The sequence below is a fragment of the Klebsiella sp. 7-CIP_Kleb. genome, assembly GCF_050378655.1.
In the GTDB taxonomy this organism is placed as follows: Bacteria; Pseudomonadota; Gammaproteobacteria; order Enterobacterales; family Enterobacteriaceae; genus Klebsiella; species Klebsiella quasipneumoniae.
Genome location: NZ_JBNRLJ010000001.1, coordinates 1439596 through 1459500, shown reverse-complemented (window position 1 = coordinate 1459500; position 19905 = coordinate 1439596). Strand labels below are relative to the sequence as shown.

General features: G+C 58.5%; 20 protein-coding genes. 11 read left to right on the top strand and 9 right to left on the bottom strand.

The window, feature by feature from the left end:
* Nucleotides 1-7: 7 nt before the first annotated feature.
* Nucleotides 8-1294 (top strand): uracil permease, encoded by a 1287-nt coding sequence (uraA, locus tag ACQUTI_RS07100; protein WP_048295277.1) that lies wholly within the window; start codon nt 8-10, stop codon nt 1292-1294.
* A gap of 98 nt (nt 1295-1392) precedes the next feature.
* Nucleotides 1393-2094, top strand: a complete 702-nt coding sequence (locus tag ACQUTI_RS07095) for a DnaA inactivator Hda (protein WP_020947395.1) — start codon at nt 1393-1395, stop codon at nt 2092-2094.
* Here the strand turns inward: ACQUTI_RS07095 and ACQUTI_RS07090 are convergent.
* The 3 genes from ACQUTI_RS07090 to bepA all read right to left on the bottom strand — a co-directional run bounded on the left by ACQUTI_RS07090 (nt 2091) and on the right by bepA (nt 4973).
* Nucleotides 2091-3014: an Rpn family recombination-promoting nuclease/putative transposase gene (locus tag ACQUTI_RS07090; protein WP_017900446.1), complete on the bottom strand. Its 924-nt coding sequence runs from the start codon at nt 3012-3014 to the stop codon at nt 2091-2093. The genes ACQUTI_RS07095 and ACQUTI_RS07090 overlap by 4 nt on opposite strands.
* Before the next feature lie 126 nt (nt 3015-3140).
* Nucleotides 3141-3500: an arsenate reductase (glutaredoxin) gene (gene arsC, locus ACQUTI_RS07085; RefSeq protein ID WP_048295276.1), complete on the bottom strand. Its 360-nt coding sequence runs from the start codon at nt 3498-3500 to the stop codon at nt 3141-3143.
* A gap of 9 nt (nt 3501-3509) precedes the next feature.
* A complete protein-coding gene (gene bepA / locus ACQUTI_RS07080; RefSeq protein ID WP_004201932.1) occupies nt 3510-4973 on the bottom strand; it encodes a beta-barrel assembly-enhancing protease in 1464 nt (487 codons plus the stop codon).
* Between the two features lie 51 nt (nt 4974-5024).
* Here bepA and ACQUTI_RS07075 point away from each other — a divergent pair, with 51 nt between their 5' ends.
* Together ACQUTI_RS07075 and ACQUTI_RS07070 are read left to right on the top strand one after the other, a co-directional pair.
* Nucleotides 5025-5141, top strand: a complete 117-nt coding sequence (locus ACQUTI_RS07075; RefSeq protein ID WP_032425793.1) for a hypothetical protein — start codon at nt 5025-5027, stop codon at nt 5139-5141.
* A 54-nt stretch (nt 5142-5195) separates the two neighbouring features.
* Complete coding sequence (locus ACQUTI_RS07070; protein WP_004201933.1) at nt 5196-6260, top strand: AI-2E family transporter; 1065 nt, start codon at nt 5196-5198, stop codon at nt 6258-6260.
* 60 nt (nt 6261-6320) lie between these two features.
* Here the strand turns inward: ACQUTI_RS07070 and bcp are convergent, their stop codons facing one another.
* The gene (gene bcp, locus ACQUTI_RS07065; RefSeq protein WP_004201935.1) at nt 6321-6791 is read right to left on the bottom strand and encodes a thioredoxin-dependent thiol peroxidase; all 471 of its coding nucleotides are present in this window, start codon (nt 6789-6791) and stop codon (nt 6321-6323) included.
* 3 nt (nt 6792-6794) lie between these two features.
* Entirely contained in the window at nt 6795-7361 is a 567-nt protein-coding gene (locus tag ACQUTI_RS07060; protein WP_002913804.1) for a glycine cleavage system transcriptional repressor, read from the bottom strand.
* 153 nt (nt 7362-7514) lie between these two features.
* Here ACQUTI_RS07060 and dapA point away from each other — a divergent pair, with 153 nt between their 5' ends.
* From dapA to ypfH, 6 genes are all read left to right on the top strand, one after another.
* Nucleotides 7515-8393 (top strand): 4-hydroxy-tetrahydrodipicolinate synthase, encoded by an 879-nt coding sequence (dapA, locus tag ACQUTI_RS07055; protein WP_017900447.1) that lies wholly within the window; start codon nt 7515-7517, stop codon nt 8391-8393.
* Nucleotides 8394-8409: 16 nt separating this feature from the next.
* Nucleotides 8410-9444: an outer membrane protein assembly factor BamC gene (gene bamC, locus ACQUTI_RS07050; RefSeq protein ID WP_004201942.1), complete on the top strand. Its 1035-nt coding sequence runs from the start codon at nt 8410-8412 to the stop codon at nt 9442-9444.
* 228 nt (nt 9445-9672) lie between these two features.
* Nucleotides 9673-10386, top strand: a complete 714-nt coding sequence (gene purC, locus ACQUTI_RS07045) for a phosphoribosylaminoimidazolesuccinocarboxamide synthase (RefSeq protein WP_002913801.1) — start codon at nt 9673-9675, stop codon at nt 10384-10386.
* Nucleotides 10387-10505: 119 nt separating this feature from the next.
* A complete protein-coding gene (gene ypfJ / locus ACQUTI_RS07040) occupies nt 10506-11381 on the top strand; it encodes a KPN_02809 family neutral zinc metallopeptidase (protein WP_004201945.1) in 876 nt (291 codons plus the stop codon).
* 9 nt (nt 11382-11390) lie between these two features.
* Nucleotides 11391-13394, top strand: coding sequence for a tRNA(Met) cytidine acetyltransferase TmcA (locus ACQUTI_RS07035; protein WP_428923227.1), 2004 nt, complete (start codon nt 11391-11393; stop codon nt 13392-13394).
* A 76-nt stretch (nt 13395-13470) separates the two neighbouring features.
* Entirely contained in the window at nt 13471-14166 is a 696-nt protein-coding gene (gene ypfH / locus ACQUTI_RS07030) for an esterase (RefSeq protein WP_004201952.1), read from the top strand.
* Nucleotides 14167-14214: 48 nt separating this feature from the next.
* Here ypfH and ACQUTI_RS07025 read toward each other — a convergent pair whose 3' ends face one another.
* The 3 genes from ACQUTI_RS07025 to ACQUTI_RS07015 are packed head-to-tail and all read right to left on the bottom strand — an operon-like array spanning nt 14215 to nt 15929.
* Nucleotides 14215-14418, bottom strand: coding sequence for a YpfN family protein (locus ACQUTI_RS07025; protein ID WP_002913768.1), 204 nt, complete (start codon nt 14416-14418; stop codon nt 14215-14217).
* 26 nt (nt 14419-14444) lie between these two features.
* A complete protein-coding gene (gene dapE, locus ACQUTI_RS07020) occupies nt 14445-15572 on the bottom strand; it encodes a succinyl-diaminopimelate desuccinylase (RefSeq protein WP_004201953.1) in 1128 nt (375 codons plus the stop codon).
* 3 nt (nt 15573-15575) lie between these two features.
* Nucleotides 15576-15929 carry an ArsC family reductase gene (locus tag ACQUTI_RS07015; protein WP_004201956.1) on the bottom strand — a complete coding sequence of 118 codons (354 nt, stop codon included), beginning with the start codon at nt 15927-15929 and terminating at the stop codon, nt 15576-15578.
* Nucleotides 15930-16295: 366 nt separating this feature from the next.
* On the opposite strand from ACQUTI_RS07015, the gene ypfM reads away from it, so the two are divergent.
* A complete protein-coding gene (gene ypfM, locus ACQUTI_RS07010; RefSeq protein WP_100181659.1) occupies nt 16296-16355 on the top strand; it encodes a protein YpfM in 60 nt (19 codons plus the stop codon).
* Nucleotides 16356-16482: 127 nt separating this feature from the next.
* On the opposite strand, the gene acrD is transcribed toward ypfM, so the two are convergent.
* Complete coding sequence (acrD, locus tag ACQUTI_RS07005) at nt 16483-19596, bottom strand: multidrug efflux RND transporter permease AcrD (protein ID WP_004201959.1); 3114 nt, start codon at nt 19594-19596, stop codon at nt 16483-16485.
* Between the last annotated feature and the right edge of the window lie 309 nt (nt 19597-19905).

Genomic DNA, 19905 nt, shown 5'->3' with positions numbered 1-19905 from the left:
AAACACTATGACGCGCCGTGCTATCGGGGTGAGTGAAAGACCGCCGCTTTTACAGACTATCCCGCTTAGTTTGCAGCACCTGTTTGCCATGTTTGGCGCAACGGTGCTGGTGCCAATCATGTTCCACATCAACCCGGCCACCGTGCTGCTGTTCAACGGTATTGGTACGCTGCTGTACCTCTTTATCTGTAAAGGCAAAATCCCGGCGTATCTGGGATCGAGTTTCGCCTTTATCTCTCCGGTGCTGCTCCTGCTGCCGCTGGGCTATGAAGTGGCGCTGGGCGGTTTCATTATGTGCGGCGTGCTGTTCTGCCTCGTCTCCTTTATTGTCAAAAAAGCCGGTACCGGCTGGCTGGATGTGATGTTCCCCCCGGCGGCGATGGGGGCCATCGTGGCGGTTATCGGTCTGGAGCTAGCGGGCGTGGCGGCCAACATGGCCGGGCTGCTGCCGGCCGACGGCCAGTCGCCGGACAGTAAAACCATTATTATCTCGATGGTGACCCTGGCGGTGACGGTGTTTGGTTCGGTCTTGTTCCGCGGCTTCCTGGCGATTATCCCGATCCTGATTGGCGTTCTGGTGGGCTATGCGCTGTCGTTTGTGATGGGCGTGGTCGATACCACCCCGATCGCCGAAGCGCACTGGTTCGCGCTGCCAACCTTCTACACGCCGCGTTTTGAATGGTTCGCCATCTTCACCATTCTGCCCGCTGCGCTGGTGGTGATTGCCGAGCACGTCGGTCACCTGGTGGTGACGGCTAATATCGTCAAACGCGATCTGATCCGCGACCCGGGCCTGCATCGTTCGATGTTTGCCAATGGCCTGTCGACGATCGTTTCCGGCTTCTTCGGCTCGACGCCTAACACCACCTACGGGGAAAATATCGGCGTGATGGCGATTACCCGCGTCTACAGTACCTGGGTTATCGGTGGCGCGGCGATCATTGCGATTCTGCTCTCCTGCGTCGGCAAACTGGCGGCGGCGATCCAGATCATCCCGGTGCCGGTGATGGGCGGCGTGTCGCTGCTGCTGTACGGGGTGATCGGCGCCTCAGGGATCCGCGTACTGATTGAATCGAAGGTGGATTACAGCAAGGCGCAGAATCTGATTCTCACCTCCGTGATCCTGATCATCGGCGTCAGCGGTGCCAAAGTGCACATCGGTGCCGCTGAGCTGAAAGGGATGGCGCTGGCCACCATCGTCGGTATCGCACTCAGCCTGATTTTCAAGCTTATCAGCGTCCTGCGTCCGGAAGAGGTGGTTCTCGACGCCGCGGATAGCGAAGAGGTTAAATAACGATCGTCTGACCGGGCGGCGATCCCGCCCGGTTCTCTCCGGACCTAAATCTGTGATAAACTCTTCGCGTTTTTCTGTAAGCCTATGTTGAGGTCCATCTGAACGCACCGGCACAGCTCTCTTTGCCACTGTATCTTCCTGACGACGAAACCTTCGCGAGTTTCTGGCCGGGTGATAATCCTTCCCTACTTGCTGCCCTCCAGAACGTACTGCGCCAGGAACACAGCGGGTATATTTATATCTGGTCACGTGAAGGGGCGGGTCGCAGCCACCTGTTACATGCCGCCTGCGCCGAGCTTTCCCAGCGCGGGGATGCCGTGGGCTACGTGCCGCTGGATAAGCGCACCTGGTTTGTGCCGGAGGTGCTGGAGGGGATGGAACAGCTGGCGCTGGTCTGCATCGATAACATCGAGTGCGTCGCCGGGGATGAGCCCTGGGAAATGGCCATCTTTAATCTCTACAACCGGATCCTGGAATCAGGTAAAACCCGTCTGCTGATCACCGGGGACCGGCCGCCGCGGCAACTGAATCTTGGTCTGCCGGATCTCGCCTCGCGGCTTGACTGGGGGCAGATCTATAAGCTGCAGCCGCTGTCGGATGAAGACAAGCTGCAGGCCCTGCAGCTGCGCGCCAGACTGCGTGGCTTCGAGATGCCGGAGGACGTTTGCCGCTTCCTGCTGAAGCGGCTGGATCGCGAAATGCGCTCGCTGTTTATGACCCTCGATCAGCTGGATCATGCCTCGATTACCGCTCAGCGCAAGCTGACGATCCCCTTCGTGAAAGAGATCCTTAAACTCTAGTCCGCCTGCGGAGTCAGTTCCTCCTCCGTCAGCCCGGTCAACCGGGCGACCAGATCGCGCGCCAGGCCACTGTGTAGCATAGCGGCGGCGATACGCTGCGCCTCTTCCTTCCGGCCTTCCTGACGGCCCTGCGCCAGGCCCTGCGCCAGGCCCCGCTCCAGGCCCTGTTGTTCCAGATATTCCGCAATTGTCATCAACGTCTCCTTGTGCTGCGGCGTACGTAACGCCAGCTCGCGAATGAACTTGATCGGCTCTCGCGCGTTGCCTGCCTGCACCAGATAGTGCATCAGGGCTTGTACCTGCGATTCCGTCGCCAGACCAGTCAATAATAATTCGCTCAGCTTGTCGAGGAGCTGCGCCAGATCGCGTTGTCGAATATGTTTTTGCAGTAACTCCAGCGTCGCCATGCGCTGATGGGTGGCAATGTCGTCATCCGGAATGACGGTAATGTCCGCCAGCGGAAACGCCCCGTGATAAAGGTGGCCGGCCAGCTCCGGAGCGACGAATTCATCGAGCCAGCGCAGCGAGAACGGGTAGGGGCTCACCAGACCGTGGTAGAAGAGAACAGGGATCACCAGCGGCAGCCGATCGTGGCCGGCATCAAGGTGGCGCTGCATGGCTGCGATAGCGTAGCGCATCAGACGAAAGGCCATATGCCGATCGGGCGTGCTCTGGTGTTCGATAAGCGCATAAATATAGCCGTCTCCCGCCGTGGTTTTCAGGGAATACAGAATGTCGGCGTAAAAGGGACGCAGATCGTCTTCGACAAAATGCCCGGACTCGAGATGCAGCGTACGCAGATCGCACACCTTAAGCAGCGTCTCGGGCAGGTACAGCCGCAGAAAATCGCGGGCGGTATCAGGATGGGAGAGATAGCTCTTAAATACGGCATCATGAGGCGTTGAGGTTGGTTTTTTCATGTTCATCCGTCCAGTGGATTGAGCGATAGATGAACAGTAGCACTGCAAGGCGGGCGGGAGGGATTGGCGTGGAAGATCTGGAATCGGCTACGTAAAAAAGCGCCGCGATAGCGCGGCGCGGGTGGGTTAGCTTACGATCTCGAGGACCTGCTCCGGCGGTCGGCCAATACGCGCCTGGCCGCGGCTAACGACAATGGGGCGTTCGATAAGCTTAGGATTGGCGACCATCGCCTGTATCAGCGCCGCGTCGCTGAGCGCCGGGTCGGCAAGATTGAGCGATTTATACAGATCCTCTTTCTGGCGCATGAGCTCGCGGGGGCTCTCCATACCCAGCAGCTTCAGCAGTTGACGCAGCGTCCCGGCATCCGGTGGCGTCTCAAGATAAAGCACCACCTCAGGATCGATGCCGTGGCTCTTCAACAGGCTCAGCGTTTCGCGGCTCTTCGAGCAGCGTGGGTTATGGTAAATTTTTACCGCGTCGGTCATGGGGTCTCCTTACATTTTTTGGTAGGGGCGGAAGCGGGCCTGTAGCTCACGTAGCTGGTCGATGCGGGCATCGTAGCGGGCCTGCTGCAGACTACCGAGTTTCACTTGCGAGCTGGCGCTGCTGAGCAGGGAAATCGCCTGTTCCAGCTGGCCGACCAGCGCCATGCTTTCTGCCCGCGCCGCCAGCTCCTGGTCGCGATTGCCCAGGGCGCCTTCCGCCTGAGCCAGCAGGTCCCAGCCGTTGCCATCCTCTTTATAGGTAAAGGTATAACGATTCAGGATGGTCGCCGCTTCCCCGGGCTGGCCGCCCTGCAGCAGGGCGTTGGCCAGGTTCAACTGCAGCACCGGATTGGTGCGCAGCTCGCGGGCGTTTTTAAGGCGGTTGATGGCGTCGCCGGTTTTCTTCTGCCCGAGGTCGATATCGGTAGCCAGATCGAGATACCAGGGATTTTGCGGATCGGCGCTGAGCAGCGGCTGCAGCGTTTTGCGCGCCTGGTCAAAGTTGTTGCTTTCCATCGCCAGCAGGGCGCGGCCATACTGCGCGGCATGCTGCTGGCGGATATTGCCTTTATCCCAGGCGTTGAGCAGATCGGTGCCTAGCTTATTGTCGCCGTTGGTGTACATTCCGAGAGTACGCGCCTTCGCCAGATAGAAGTCCGCTGAGGACTGTACGACAACCGGGCGCATCTGGTTGGCGCGGTTACGGGCATCGGCAAGCCGGCTTTCCGGCAGGGGGTGGGTGAGCAGCATTTCCGGCGGCCGCGTTGAGTAACGCGACTCATCAAGCAGTTTACCCATAAACATCGGCATGGCCTGCGGGTCGAATCCTGAGCGTTGCAGAACCTGAATACCGATCCGGTCGGCCTCTTCTTCGTTCTGACGGGTGAAGCTGATCATGCCCTGTTGGGTGCCGGCCAGCGTCCCGGTCAGCGCCGCCATCCCGGCCTGCGGGCTGGCCATCGCCAGCAGAATTGAACCCAGCGCGCCGACCCAGGTCAGCGGCGCATTGCGCTTCTGATCTTCCATTGCGCGGGCAAGATGCCGCTGCGTAACGTGGGAAATTTCGTGCGCCATGACAGAGGCCAGTTCGCTCTCATTATCGGAATAGCGGAACAGGGCCGAGTGGAGGACCACATTGCCGCCGAAGAAGGCGAAGGCGTTGATTTGGTCGTTATTAATCAAATAGAAGTGGAACGGGGTGCGCACCGAATTCGCATGCGAGACCAGACGCATGCCCAGCCCGTTGATGTATTGCACCAGCAGAGGGTCGTTGATCAGCGGCGCGCTGCCGCGCAGCTGGCGGACGTAGTAATCCCCCATCTGCATTTCCTGACCAATCGACAGCGTGCTTCCTGCGGAGGTCCCCATGTCCGGCAGGGTATCTGCGGAGTCAGCAAAAGCAGGGCCTAACGAACCCAGCGTCAGCGACGCGATCACGGTCGCCACCAGCGTTTTCTTCAACTGCCTGAACATAACCTCTGTCCTGTAATGTGGGTGTGCCAGTTTGACCGATTGTGCGACGCAATGTTCCCTGGCCGCATCCCAGCGAGTTTAGCTGGCGTTAGACACATTGAAAATAGGTTCTTCACGGCGGAGACGGGTTTGTCTGCTGCGCATCAAAAAGCGAAGTCTTTTTTGTGACATTTCGATACAATTCCTCCGTTTGTCGCCGCTTTGCGCTTCAGGGAAGGTTTTATGCTCGAGATGTTAATGCAGTGGTACCGCCGTCGATTCAGCGACCCTGAGGCGATAGCGCTGCTGGTTATTTTGCTTGCCGGTTTCGGCATCATGTTCTTTTTCAGCGGCCTGCTGGCCCCGTTACTGGTGGCTATCGTGCTGGCCTATTTGCTGGAGTGGCCGACCGTGCGCCTGGAGCGCATCGGTCTGTCGCGCACCTGGGCGACCTCGCTGGTGCTGATCCTCTTCGTGGGCATCCTGCTGTTGCTGGCCTTCGTGGTGCTGCCGGTGGCCTGGCAGCAGGGGATCTACCTTATCCGCGATATGCCGGGCATGCTCAACAAGCTCTCTGATTTTGCCGCCACGCTGCCGCGGCGCTATCCGGCGTTAATGGATGCCGGCATCATCGATGCGATGGCGGAAAATATGCGCACCCGGATGCTGACGGTGGGCGACTCAGTGGTCAAGTATTCTCTCGCCTCGCTGGTGGGGCTGCTTACGCTGGCGGTGTATCTGGTGCTGGTGCCGCTGATGGTCTTCTTCCTGCTGAAGGATAAAGAGCAGATGCTCAACGCGGTACGCCGCGTGCTGCCGCGCAACCGCGGCCTGGCCGGGCAGGTATGGAAGGAGATGAACCAGCAAATCACCAACTACATTCGCGGTAAGGTGCTGGAGATGATTGTCGTCAGCGTCGCCACCTGGATAGGCTTCATCCTTTTCGGCCTCAACTACTCGCTGCTGTTGGCGGTGCTGGTGGGCTTCTCGGTGCTGATCCCCTATATTGGTGCATTTGTGGTGACCATTCCGGTGGTGGGGGTGGCGCTGTTTCAGTTTGGCGCGGGCACCGAGTTCTGGAGTCTGTTCGCGGTCTATCTGATTATTCAGGGGCTTGACGGCAATCTGCTGGTCCCGGTGCTGTTCTCGGAAGCGGTGAATCTGCACCCGCTGGTGATTATCCTGTCGGTGGTGATCTTTGGCGGTTTGTGGGGGTTCTGGGGCGTCTTCTTCGCCATTCCGCTGGCCACGTTGATTAAAGCGGTGGTGCATGCCTGGCCGGATGGCCTGGTGGTCGACGACGACTAAGGCATTGAGGATAAAAAAAGACGCCGGGCGAGGTTCTCTCACCCGGCGTCTTGCTTTGCATCAGGCGTTTTCTTTCAGCCAGTTCAGCACCACGTCGTGGTGATTGCTGGTTTTGAAGTCATCAAAGACGTGTTCGATTTTGCCATCGGCATCGACGAGGAAGCTGATACGGTGGATCCCGTCGTAGGTTTTCCCCATAAAAGATTTTTCGCCCCAGACGCCAAACTGCTCGCAAACCTGATGGTTTTCATCAGACAGCAGCGTAAAGTTCAGCAGCTCTTTTTCGGCGAAGCGGGAGAGCTTTTCCGGTTTATCGGTGCTGATGCCCAGCACTTCCACACCGGCTTTCTTCAGGTCGTCCATGTTGTCGCGCAAGCCGCACGCCTGGACGGTGCAGCCCGGGGTCATGGCCTTCGGGTAAAAATAAACCAGGACACGCTGTCCCTGGAAGTCGGTTAAATTTACTTCCTCGCCGTCCTGGTCCGGTAAGCTAAATTTCGGTGCAAGATCACCGGCTTTCAGTGGGGTCATGGGTTAAACTCCATCCTGTTCATCATGCTGTGAATAATTAACGATGTTAATACTGCCTTGTGCGTTGAGTTCTGTACATAGGGCTTTGAACGCTTGTTCGATATTTGCTGCATTTTGCGTCGCAGGACTGTGGGCAGTTATCTGAATAAAAAGCTGCGCGGAATCACCGTCTCCCGGCTGCGTGCGGGAAACCAGTTCCGCGATATTCATATTCCATGTATCGCACAGGGCAGTGAAGCGCTCGATGATATGCGGTGAGTCCGGCACCTCAACCTGGACCCAGACGGTGTTTGGCATGGCCTGCGGGGGGCGCGCGGTGGTGCGTTTCATCACGATCAACAGCTCCAGCTCCGCGCCTTTCAGCGGCAGGGTTGATTCGATCAGGTTAATCGCATTCCACGACCCGGAAAGCAGCATGATAAACGTAAACTCATCACCGAGCATGGCCAGCCGGCTGTCTTCGATATTACAACCGCAGCTGCTGACGTGGCGAGTGATCGTATTCACGATGCCGGGACGGTCAGCCCCCAGGGCGGTAATAACCAGATAGTGTTGTAATGAGGCTGTCAAACCTGTTCTTCCTTTAAAAAGGTGAGGTAACATTAGGAAAGCATAAAAAAAACCGCCATACAACATCCCTGATGGCGTCGGGTCTCTTGCTTTTATTGCAGCTCCAAACGTAACATTGAGAATCTTGTCGCACTTCTGCTCTGAGGATGGCCCATGTTCACGGGAAGTATTGTAGCGCTTGTCACGCCGATGGATGAAAACGGTAATGTCTGCCGGACAAGCCTGAAAAAACTGATTGATTACCATGTCGCCAACGGAACCTCGGCGATCGTTTCGGTAGGGACTACCGGTGAATCCGCAACGCTGAGCCATGAAGAGCACGGCGACGTGGTGATGATGACGCTGGAACTGGCTGACGGGCGTATCCCGGTGATCGCTGGAACGGGAGCCAATGCAACCGCAGAGGCGATTAGCCTGACCAAGCGTTTTAACGACAGCGGCGTTGTCGGCTGCCTGACGGTCACTCCTTATTATAACCGTCCTACCCAGGAAGGCCTGTTCCAGCACTTTAAAGCTATCGCCGAACATACTGACCTGCCGCAAATTCTGTATAATGTGCCGTCCCGTACCGGTTGCGATATGCTGCCGGAAACCGTTGGCCGTCTGGCGGAAATTAAAAATATTGTCGGTATTAAGGAAGCTACAGGGAACTTAAGTCGCGTTCACCAGATCAAAGAGCTGGTTTCAGACGACTTTATTCTGCTGAGCGGTGACGATGCGACCGGTATGGACTTCATGCAGCTCGGCGGCGTGGGCGTGATTTCCGTCACCGCCAACGTGGCGGCGCGCGAAATGGCCGACATGTGCCGTCTGGCGCTGGCGGGTCAATTTGCCGAAGCCCGGGCGATTAACCAGCGTCTGATGCCATTGCATACAAAATTATTTGTCGAACCCAATCCTATCCCGGTGAAATGGGGATGCAAGGCGTTGGGTCTTGTGGCGACCGATACGCTGCGCTTGCCGATGACGCCTATCACCGACCAGGGTCGTGAAGCCGTTACCGCCGCGCTGAAGCATGCCGGTTTGCTGTAAAGTTTAGGGAGATTTGATGGCTTACTCAGTACAGAAGTCGCGCCTGGCGAAGGTTGCGGGTGTTTCGCTGGTTCTACTCCTCGCGGCCTGTAGTTCCGACTCGCGCTATAAGCGTCAGGTGAGCGGTGATGAGGCCTATTTACAGGCGTCACCGTTGAGCGAACTTCACGCGCCGGCGGGGATGATCCTGCCGATTCAGGTGGGTGATTACAACATTCCGGTGGCCAACAGCACCGGCGCGGTCGGCAAGGCGCTGGACATTCGCCCGCCGGCGCAGCCGCTGGCATTGGTTAGCGGCGCCCGCACCCAGTTCAACGGCGATACCGCGACGCTGATGGTCGAGAACGGCCGCAGCGGTTCGCTGTGGGCGCAGGTTACCAGCATTCTTCAGTCGAAGAACTACGTTATCGCCAAGCGCGATGATGCGAGCCAGACGCTGAACACCGACTGGGTTGAGTGGAACCGTCTTGATGAAGATCAGCAGTATCGCGGTCGTTATCAAATCTCCGTCAAACCGCAGGGCTATCAGCAAGCGGTGGTGGTCAAGCTGGTGAATCTGGAGCAGGCGGGTAAACCGGTTGCCGATCCGGCGTCACTGCAGCGCTACAGCACCGCCATGCTGAACGTCATTTCGGAAGGCCTGGACATGAACGCCACCAGCGCCCAGAACGCCGCCCAGCGCAGCGCGGGAGCCACCTTCGACGTGCAGAGCGCTGCCGACGATACGGGTCTGCCGATGCTCGTTGTTCGCGCGCCGTTTAACATGGTGTGGCAGCGTCTGCCAGGCGCCCTCGAGAAAGTGGGGATGAAAGTGACCGACAGCACGCGCTCTCAGGGCAGCATGGCGCTGACCTACAAGCCGCTGTCTGACAGCAGTTGGCAGGAGCTGGGCGCACGCGACCCGCAGCTGGCCTCCGGTGACTACAAACTTCAGGTCGGCGACCTCGATAACCGCAGTAGCCTGCAGTTCATCGACCCGAAAGGCCACACCCTGACGCAGTCGCAAAATGACGCCCTGGTAGCCGTATTCCAGGCCGCATTTAACAAGTAAACGAAAGGGCTGGAGCAATCCGGCCCTTTTAATATATAGTGACGCAAACGTGTGCGTATGCACATCATCCTTCAAATTGCCTCTTTGTTGGCCGCCTTCGTTCACCCCAGTCACTTACTTTTGTAAGCTCCTGGGGATTCGCTCAGTTGCCGCCTCGATGCACTTTGAATGATTTTGTGTATAGGTGGAAACGTATTTTTAGGCTCAATATCACTGGAGTAGTGAAAGATGAAAAAGCAAGCTGAGTTGTATCGTGGTAAGGCGAAGACAGTATACAGCACCGATAATCCTGACCTGCTGGTACTGGAATTCCGTAACGATACGTCAGCAGGTGATGGCGCGCGCATCGAGCAGTTCGATCGTAAAGGCATGGTGAATAACAAGTTCAACCACTTCATTATGAGCAAACTGGCAGAAGCGGGCATCCCTACCCAGATGGAAGCGCTGCTCTCCGATACCGAATGCCTGGTAAAAAAACTGGATATGGTGCCGGTGGAGTGCGTGGTGCGTAACCGTGCGGCAGGCTCGCTGGTAAAACGTTTAGGCATTGAAGAAGGAATCGAGCTGAATCCGCCGCTGTTCGATCTGTTCCTGAAAAACGATGCCATGCACGATCCGATGGTCAACGACTCCTATTGCGAAACCTTCGGCTGGGTGAGCAAAGAGAATCTGGCGCGGATGCGCGAGCTGACCTACAAAGCCAACGACGTGCTGAAAAAGCTGTTCGATGACGCCGGTCTGATTCTGGTGGACTTTAAGCTGGAGTTTGGTCTGTTCAAAGGCGAAGTGGTCCTGGGCGATGAGTTTTCGCCGGACGGCAGCCGCCTGTGGGACAAAAACACCCTCGATAAAATGGACAAAGACCGCTTCCGCCAGAGCCTTGGCGGCCTAATCGAAGCCTACGAAGAAGTGGCTCACCGTCTGGGCGTTAAGCTCGACTAACCCGCCCGCCGCCAGAAGATGGCCTCATCTTCTGGCGTCTCTTGCTGTTTCCTGTGGTAATCCTGCGCTGAACCGCCTACGATCTCTGCTATTGATACATAACAGGGAATGAGGTGCTTATGCGCTGGCAAGGGCGTCGCGAAAGCGACAATGTTGAAGATCGACGTGGACAATCAGGCTCGCCGTTTGGCGGCGGCGGGGGCGGCGGCTTCCGTCTGCCGAGCGGGAAGGGCGGCATTGTACTGCTGATTATTGTGCTGGTGGCGGGCTACTACGGCGTGGATTTGACCGGCATGTTGACCGGCGAACCGATGCCGCAGCAGCAGACCTCCACGCAGCGCTCCATCAGTCCGAAAGACGATGAAGCGGCGAAGTTTACTTCCGTCATTCTGGCCACCACCGAAGATACCTGGGGACCGATTTTTGAAAAGATGGGCCGCCAGTACCCTCAGCCAAAGCTGGTGCTCTACCGCGGCGCGACCCGTACCGGCTGCGGTACCGGCCAGTCGGTGATGGGGCCGTTCTACTGTCCTGCCGACAGTACGGTCTATATCGACCTGTCATTCTACGATGAGATGAAAAATAAACTGGGCGCCGATGGCGATTTTGCCCAGGGGTACGTCATTGCCCATGAAGTGGGTCATCACGTACAAAAACTGCTGGGCATTGAGCCGAAGGTTCGCCAGCAACAGCAGCATGCCACCGAGGCCGAAGCCAACCGGCTGTCGGTTAAGATGGAGCTACAGGCAGACTGCTTCGCCGGCGTCTGGGGGCATAATATGCAACAGCAGGATATTCTGGAAACCGGCGATCTGCAGGAGGCGTTAAACGCCGCCGAGGCCATCGGCGACGACCGTCTGCAGCAGCAGAGCCAGGGGCGGGTGGTACCGGACAGCTTTACCCACGGAACGTCAAAACAGCGCTACACCTGGTTCAAACGCGGTTTCGACAGCGGCGACCCGGCACAGTGCAACACCTTCGGCAGCGCGCTGTAATCGCCCCTGATGATGGACGCGCTGCTTGACCTCACCGCGCAGATGGCGCGGGAGGGGATTCGCCGCCTGCTGGTGCTCAGCGGCGACGAGGCCTGGACGCTGCAGCAGGCGCAGGCGCTGCGGGAGCGGCTCGGCGGCAATGGCCTGTGGGTGGGCTCCGAGCCGGTTTCTGCCCCCGGCGTGGCGCCTGGCGCCCTGAAGACGCTGCTGGGGCGGGAAGTGATGCACGCCTTTTTCGATGCCCGGCGCGGGTTTGATGTGGCCGCCCTGGCGGCCCTGAGCGGTACGCTGCGGGCGGGAAGCTGGCTGGTGCTGCTGACGCCCTCTTTCGCCGACTGGCCGTCCCGGGTGGATGAGGACTCCCTGCGCTGGAGCGATACGCCCGACCCGATCTCTACCCCCAACTTTGTTCTCCGCTGCTGTCGGCAGTTTATCGCCGACCCCGAGGTGCTGCTCTGGCGGCAGTCGGACTCGCCGCGGCTCCCGCTGGCCGTCCGGCGCCCTGACTGGCATCCCGCCGATGGTCACCCGCTGGCCGAACAGGCGGCGATCCTTGGGCAATTATTGCGTCTACCGCCTGGTATCGCAGCAGTGACGGCTGAACGAGGGCGAGGGAAATCCGCCCTCGCGGGCATGCTGCTGCGCCAGCTCGCGGGTGAGGCCATCGTTACCGCCCCGACCCGCAGCGCCGTCGACGTGCTGGCGAGCTTTGCCGGCGAGGCGTTTCGCTTTATGGCTCCTGATGCGTTGCTGTCGTCGAAGGAAAAGGCGTCCTGGCTGATTGTCGATGAGGCCGCGGCTATACCGGCTCCGCTTCTCCGGCAGCTGGTTAGCCGTTTTCCCCGCACGCTACTTACCACGACGGTGCAGGGTTATGAGGGCACCGGTCGCGGGTTCCTGCTGAAATTTTGCGCCAGCCTGCCCTATCTGCAATTGTTCAGCCTGAGCGCGCCGATCCGCTGGGCCGCAGGCTGCCCGCTGGAGTCGGCCATCAGCCAGCTGCTGATCTTCAGCGATGAGGCATTTCGCGACGCGCCGACGGGGGAGGTAGTCCTGGAGGCGGTCAATCAGTCCAGCTGGCAAACGCAGCCGGCGCTGCCGGAAGCGATGTACCAGCTGTTATCCGGGGCGCATTACCGCACTTCTCCTCTCGATCTGCGGCGCATGATGGACGCTCCAGGCCAGGCTTTCCGCTGCGCTCGCGCCGGCGGTGCGGTGGCGGGCGCCCTGTGGCTGGTGGCCGAAGGCGGACTTTCTCCCGAACTCAGCCGGGCGGTGTGGGCGGGTTTTCGCCGGCCGCGGGGGAACCTGGTCGCCCAGTCGCTGGCGGCGCATGGCGGCACTCCCCTGGCGGCGACGCTGCGCGGGCTGCGGGTCAGTCGGATCGTCGTCCACCCCGCCCGCCAGCGCGAAGGGCTGGGGCAACAGATGATTGCCGATATCGCCGCCGATGCCGCAGGTTATGATTATCTCTCCGTCAGCTTTGGCTATACCCCTGAGCTGTGGCGCTTCTGGCAACGCTGTGGGTTTATTCTCGTGCGGCTGGGCACCCATCGCGAGGCCAGCAGCGGGTGCTATACTGCGATGGCTCTGTTCCCGCTGACTGCAGCGGGGCATCAGCTCGCGCAACGGGAGGCACAGCGGCTACAGCGTGATGAATACTGGCTGCGCCCGTGGCGGCAAGCGTCCGCGCCGCTGCCGGCCGTTTCAGGGGCTATGCTTAGTGATGAGGACTGGCTGGAAGCGGCGAGCTTTGCCTTCGCCCATCGCCCGCTGGCCGCGGCGCTGGGTTGCCTCAATCGCCTGCTGTTGCAGGCCGACATCCCGTTGCCGGCCCTGCGCGGGCGTCTGCAGGGGGAAGAAGAGGCCGAACTCTGCGCCGTGCTGCAGCTAACAGGGCGTAAAGCCCTGCTGGCGAGATGGCGTCAGGAGGCCGCTGACGCCTTGCGCTTCCTCGATGCAGCGCGCGCCGAGGCGCTGCATCAGCAGGTGGCGAACCTGCAATTTTTTTAACTAACTCATTCAGTTAAATGGCATGGTCATATCTGGCGAGCGGCGTACACTGCCCGCATACACTAAGGAGACAGCCATGAAACACGATCATTTTATTGTTCAAAGCCCTGCGACGCCTGCGCAACAGCTGTTGCTGCTGTTTCATGGCGTGGGGGATAACCCGGTCTCCATGGGGCAAATTGGCAGCTGGTTCGCGCCGCAGTTTCCTGATGCGCTGATCGTGAGCATTGGCGGGGTGGAGCCTTGCGGTCCTGACGGTCGGCAGTGGTTTTCGGTGCAGGGAGTGACGGAAGAGAATCGTCAGCAGCGTATCGACGCCATTATGCCGACCTTTATTGAAATTGTGCGCTACTGGCAGGAAAAGAGCGGCATCAGCCCACTGGCCACCGCGCTGATCGGCTTCTCTCAGGGGGCGATCATGTCGCTGGAAAGCATCAAAGCAGCGCCGGATCTGGCTTCGCGGGTGATCGCCTTTAATGGCCGCTACGCGACGCTGCCGGTTACCGCAACGACGGCCACCACCATTCACCTGATCCACGGTGGTGACGATCGGGTTATCGATCTGGCGTGGGCGGTGTCGGCACAGGAGGCGCTGTTGCAGGCGGGGGGCGACGTGACCTTAGATATTGTGGACGATCTGGGGCATGCCATTGACGATCGCAGCATGCAGTTCGCGATCGAGCGACTGCGCTACACCGTGCCGAAGCACTATTTTGATGAGGCGCTGAGCGGCAGTACGCCGAAAGGGGACGATATCATCGAAATGCTGTAACCCCGGCGGGCGGGGTTACAGGCGGGCGCTACCGGGATAACGGCAAACTTACGGTTTCTTCGACTGGTCGTGCTTCGGCCAGTCGTCGTCATCGTCCCATTTATCGTTAAAATCACGGTGCGGCGGCAGATCGGGTTTGTTGTTGAGGAATTTTTTGTGGTCAACGCGGTTTAGATCTTTAATCACGTTGATAATTACCCCCACCAAAAAGACCAGCACCAGAATCCACCAGTGTTTAATAAGCCATTCCATGCGCGCTTCCTCTTTACGTCAGTACGTCAGGCGACCAGCTGTTCCATTACGCGTTGATACATCCGCGCCAGCAGCTGCAGGTCGGCGGCGTTCACACATTCATTAATTTTGTGAATCGTGGCGTTCACGGGGCCCAGCTCAACCACCTGCGCCCCCATGCGCGCGATAAACCGTCCGTCTGAGGTGCCGCCGTTGGTTAACAGCTGCGGTTTGATCTCATTATAGTGCTCAATGGCGTTGACGACCGCATCCACCAGCTTGCCCCGTCCGGTAAGGAACGGCTGGCCGGAGAGCCACCACTCCACGCTGTAACGCAGCTGGTATTTTTCCAGCAGGGCGACCACCCGGGCTTTGATCGTCTCGTCCGTCAGCTCCGTACTGAAGCGGAAGTTGAACTGGACGAACATATCGCCCGGGATCACGTTGTTGCTGCCGGTGCCGGACTGCACGTTGGCAATCTGCATGCTGGTCGGCGGGAAGTATTCATTGCCTTTATCCCACTCGATATTGACCAGCTCCGCCAGCATCGGCGCGGCGCGATGGACGGGGTTATCGGCAAGGTGCGGATAGGCGACGTGGCCCTGTACGCCGTGAATGGTCAGGTTGCAGGTCAGCGAGCCGCGGCGGCCGTTTTTCACCACATCGCCGACCACTTCGGTACTGGAGGGTTCGCCGACCAGACAGTAGTCCAGACGCTCGTTACGCGCCATCAGCGTCTCCACCACTTTGACGGTGCCGTTTTTCGCGCTGGCCTCTTCATCAGAGGTGATCAAAAACGCCAGCCGGCCCCGATGGTTCGGGTACTGCGCGACAAAACGCTCTGCGGCAACCACCATCGCCGCCAGCGAGCCTTTCATATCCGCCGCCCCGCGGCCAAACAGCATCCCGTCGCGGATGGTAGGTTCGAACGGTGGATTGATCCAGCGGTCGGCGTCGCCTGCCGGGACCACGTCGGTGTGGCCGGCGAAGGCCAGCGTCTCGCCGTGGCCGCGCCAGGCCCAGAAGTTCTGCGTATCGCCGAAATCCATCGGTTCAACGGTAAAGCCGATCGCACGCAGGCGTTCAATCATTAACGCCTGGCATCCCGCATCATCGGGGCTAAGGGAAGGGCGGCGAATAAGCTGCTGAGCCAGCTCAATGACCGGGCAAGACATAGACTATACCTCGTTAAACTGCTGATAACTTGCTTCACTAAAACCCAGCAGCATAGGACGACCGGGCGCGCAGAGCAATGGGCGTTTGATGATCGCCGGCATTTCCAGCATCAATGCGGCGGCGGCATCGGCATTATCGATGCTGTTGCGCAGCGATTCGTCCAGTTTGCGCCAGGTGGTGCCGCGGGTGTTCAGCAGCGCCTGCCAGCCCAGTTCGGCAATAAAGGTATCCAGTTGCGCGCGGTCGAGGCCATCGGTGCGGTAGTCATGGAAGCGATAGTCAATCTGATGTGCTTCCAGCCAGCGGCGGGCTTTTTTAATGGTATCGCAGTTTTTAATTCCGTACATGGTGAGCATAGATAAACCTTTAACATTCAATTAAGCGGTTAACTCAGATATTTCCGAATATATAAGCCTTATTGAAATAATACGTGATTCAGATGAATAAATATAACTTTTTACCAGGTAACTCATGCAATGCGTTAGGGTGATTAAAATTCGCCCAATCACGGGCATGATGTGAGGCCAATAACAATATGACTAAAATGTTGCCTGATGGTGCTCTGTGTCACATAATTTTTACATACGAGACGGCATAGTGGCGGCAACCAGAGGTTTTATCTCTGTCAGCGGTCCACAAGACAATCAGAGCAATAGGGGAGCACAACTTCCCATCAGCAATGAAGTTATATAGAATCGACCATAATAATAAGAGAGGCTATTATGATTGAACATGAACTGGGGAACTGGAAAGATTTTATTGAAGGCATGCTTCGTAAATAAATTTCCGCAATGTGAGCAGGGGAATAACGCGACGTAAATAAGCGCGTCATGGTTCTGAACACATAAAGAAGGCGACCATCCAGGTCGCCTTTTCTGTTATTACGGCTCGCCGCCATCGCCCGACGGTTTATTGCGGACGCTCCTTCAGCGGAAAGCGGCGACGGACCAGCACAAAGAACAGCGGTACGAAAAAGATGGCCAGCACGGTGGCGGAGATCATCCCGCCCATCACCCCGGTGCCGACCGCATGCTGGCTGCCGGAACCGGCGCCGGTACTGGTGGCCATCGGCAGCACGCCGAAGATAAACGCCAGCGAGGTCATCAGGATAGGGCGCAGGCGCTGACGGCAGGCCGACAGCGTGGCGCTGAGCAGATCCTGGCCTTTCTCGTTAAGCTCATTGGCGAACTCGACGATCAGAATGGCGTTTTTCGCCGACAGGCCGATCACCGTCAACAGGCCCACCTGAAAGTAAACGTCGTTCTCCAGGCCGCGCATCCAGGTCGCCAGCAGAGCGCCAATCACCCCGAGCGGAACCACCAGCATCACCGAGAACGGCACCGACCAGCTCTCGTACAGCGCTGCCAGGCACAGGAACACCACCAGCAGGGAAATTGCGTACAGGGCCGGTGCCTGAGCGCCGGAGAGGCGTTCCTGATAGGACATGGCGGTCCATTCGAGGCCAAAGCCGGTCGGCAGCTGCGCGGCCAGCTTCTCCATCATGTCCATCGCGGTACCGGTACTGATGCCCGGCGCCGCTTCACCGACGATCTCCACCGCCGAGTAGCCATTGTAGCGCTCCAGGCGCGGCGAACCGGTCTCCCAGCGCGAGGTGGCGAAGGCCGAGAACGGCACCATCGTGCCGCTGCTGTTGCGGACGTACCAGAGATTGATATCGTCAGGCAGCATCCGATATTTCGCCGCCGCCTGGACGTAGACTTTCTTCACCCTCCCGCGATCCATAAAGTCGTTGACGTAGCTCGACCCCCAGGCGGTTTGCAGCGTATCGTTGATGTCGTCAATGGAGACGCCCAGCGCCTGAGCTTTACGCTGATCGATATCGACCTGCAGCTGCGGGCTGTCGTCGAGCCCGTTATGCCGGACGCGGGTCAACAGCGGGTTTTTAGCCGCCAGCTCAAGCAGCGTATCGCGCGCCGCCATCAGCGCATCGTGCCCCTTACCGGCGTGATCTTCCAGCTCCATGTCGAAGCCTGCCGAACTGCCGAGGCCGCTGATTGCCGGCGGGCTGCTGGCGATGACCCGGGCTTCGTTGATCTGATTAAACGCTTTGGTGGCGCGTTCAATAATGGCAAAGGAGGAGCCGGTTTGCGGATCGCGCTGGTCCCAGTCTTTGAGGCGCACAAACATGCGGGCTACGTTCTGCCCGTTGCCGCCGGGGCCGGAGCCAACGGTAGCGAACACTGACTCGACGTTCTGCTTCTCGTTATTGAGGAAGTAATCTTCCGCTTTCTGTACCACTTTCAGCGTCTGCTGCTGGGTGCTGCCGCTCGGCAACTGTACCGAGGTGGTGAACATCCCCCGATCCTCCAGCGGCAGGAACGAAGTGGGCAGATGCAGGAACAGGAATACCATCCCGCCGAGCAGGACGATGTAGATCAGCATCCAGCGCAGCGAGCGGTGAAGGATCTTGCCGACGAAAGTTTCATAGCGGCTGGCGCTGCGGTTAAAGGTGCGGTTGAACCAGCCGAAGAAGCCTTTTCGCTCATGGGATTCACCTGGTTTAATCGGCTTGAGCAGGGTAGCGCAAAGGGCCGGGGTGAGGATCATGGCCACCAGCACCGAGAGGACCATCGCCGCGACGATAGTAATAGAGAACTGGCGATAGATAGCGCCGGTGGTGCCACCGAAGAAGGCCATCGGCACAAACACCGCCGACAGCACCATCGCGATCCCCACCAGCGCGCCCTGAATTTGTCCCATCGATTTGCGGGTGGCTTCCCGCGGCGACAGGCCTTCCTCGCTCATGATGCGCTCAACGTTCTCCACCACCACGATGGCGTCATCCACCAGCAGGCCGATCGCCAGCACCATCGCGAACATCGTCAGGGTGTTGATGCTGTAACCACAGGCATAGAGCACCGCGAAGGTGCCCATCAGCACCACCGGTACGGCGATGGTCGGGATCAGAGTGGCGCGGAAGTTCTGCAGGAAAAGATACATCACGAGGAAAACCAGCAGGATCGCCTCCAGCAGGGTTTTCACCACGTCGGTAATAGAAGCCTTCACGAAGGAGGTGGTCTCGTAGGCGACTTTATATTCCAGCCCGTGCGGGAAATACTGCGAGAGCTCATTGAGGCGAGCGATCACGCGCTCCGCGGTGGCCATTTCGTTGGCGCCGGAGGCGAGCTTAATTCCCAGGCCAGAGGCGGCCTGGCGATTGTAGCGGCTAAGATAGTCATACTTCTCCGCCCCCATCTCCACGGTAGCGACATCGCCGAGGGTCACCTCTGAGCCATCCTGATTGACGCGCAGGGTGATATTGCGGAACTGTTCGGGGGTTTGCAGCAGAGATTGCGCGTTGATGGTGGCGTTCAGCGCCTGCTTATCCACGGAAGGCGTGCCGCCGAGCTGGCCGACGGCAATCTGGGCGTTCTGCGAACTAATAGCGTCGGTAACATCCTTGGTGGTCAGCTGGAAGCTATTGAGCTTTGCCGGATCGAGCCAGATGCGCATTGAGTATTGCGAGCCGTAGGCGTCGATATCCCCCACGCCGTTGACGCGACTGAGCGGGTCCTGAATGTTACTGGCGACGTAGTCGGCGATATCCTGTTTATCCATACTGCCGTCGGTGGAGACGAAGGCGAGGGTCAGGATATTGGTATCGCCGGTCTTGCGTACCGTAACCCCCTGGTTTTGCACCGCCTGCGGCAGTTTACGCATCGCCGACTGCAGCTGGTTTTGCACCTGCTGTACCGCTTCGTCCGGGTCGGTACCGGCGGTAAAACTGAGGGTGATGGTCGCCTGGCCGGTGGCGCTGCTCTGGGATGACATATACATCAGGTTATCGAGGCCGGTCATATTCTGTTCGATAACCTGGGTGACGGTATTCTCCAGGGTTTGTGCGGAGGCGCCAGGATAGTTGGCTGTAACCCGTACATTCGGCGGGGCCAGATCGGGATACTGTTCAACTGGCAGCGACAAAATGGCAAGGGTGCCCGTCAGGCATAACAGGATTGCCAGCACCCACGCAAAAATGGGGCGATCGATAAAGAAATTCGCCATCAGAATGAAAACCTCATATGCACATGTTCTTGTTATTGCACAGCCTGTGCCACTTTAGCGCCAGCGCCTCCGGCAATCGTGGAGAAATTAAGGAGATAGTGTAATTTATCATGTTGCTTTTGCCGTATCGTAAAGAAACATCGACCTTTCGTGCCGCCAGGTCGGCCACACCGCTTCGCCCGCCGCACCCGGGGACGCATTATCCCTTGCCGGTGTGAAACCTGATTTCATATAAGTCAAAAAAATTGATCCAAAACGGATTCTTTCCAGAAAAAGGGTATCCTGGGCAAATGAACATTGTTCCGGCCT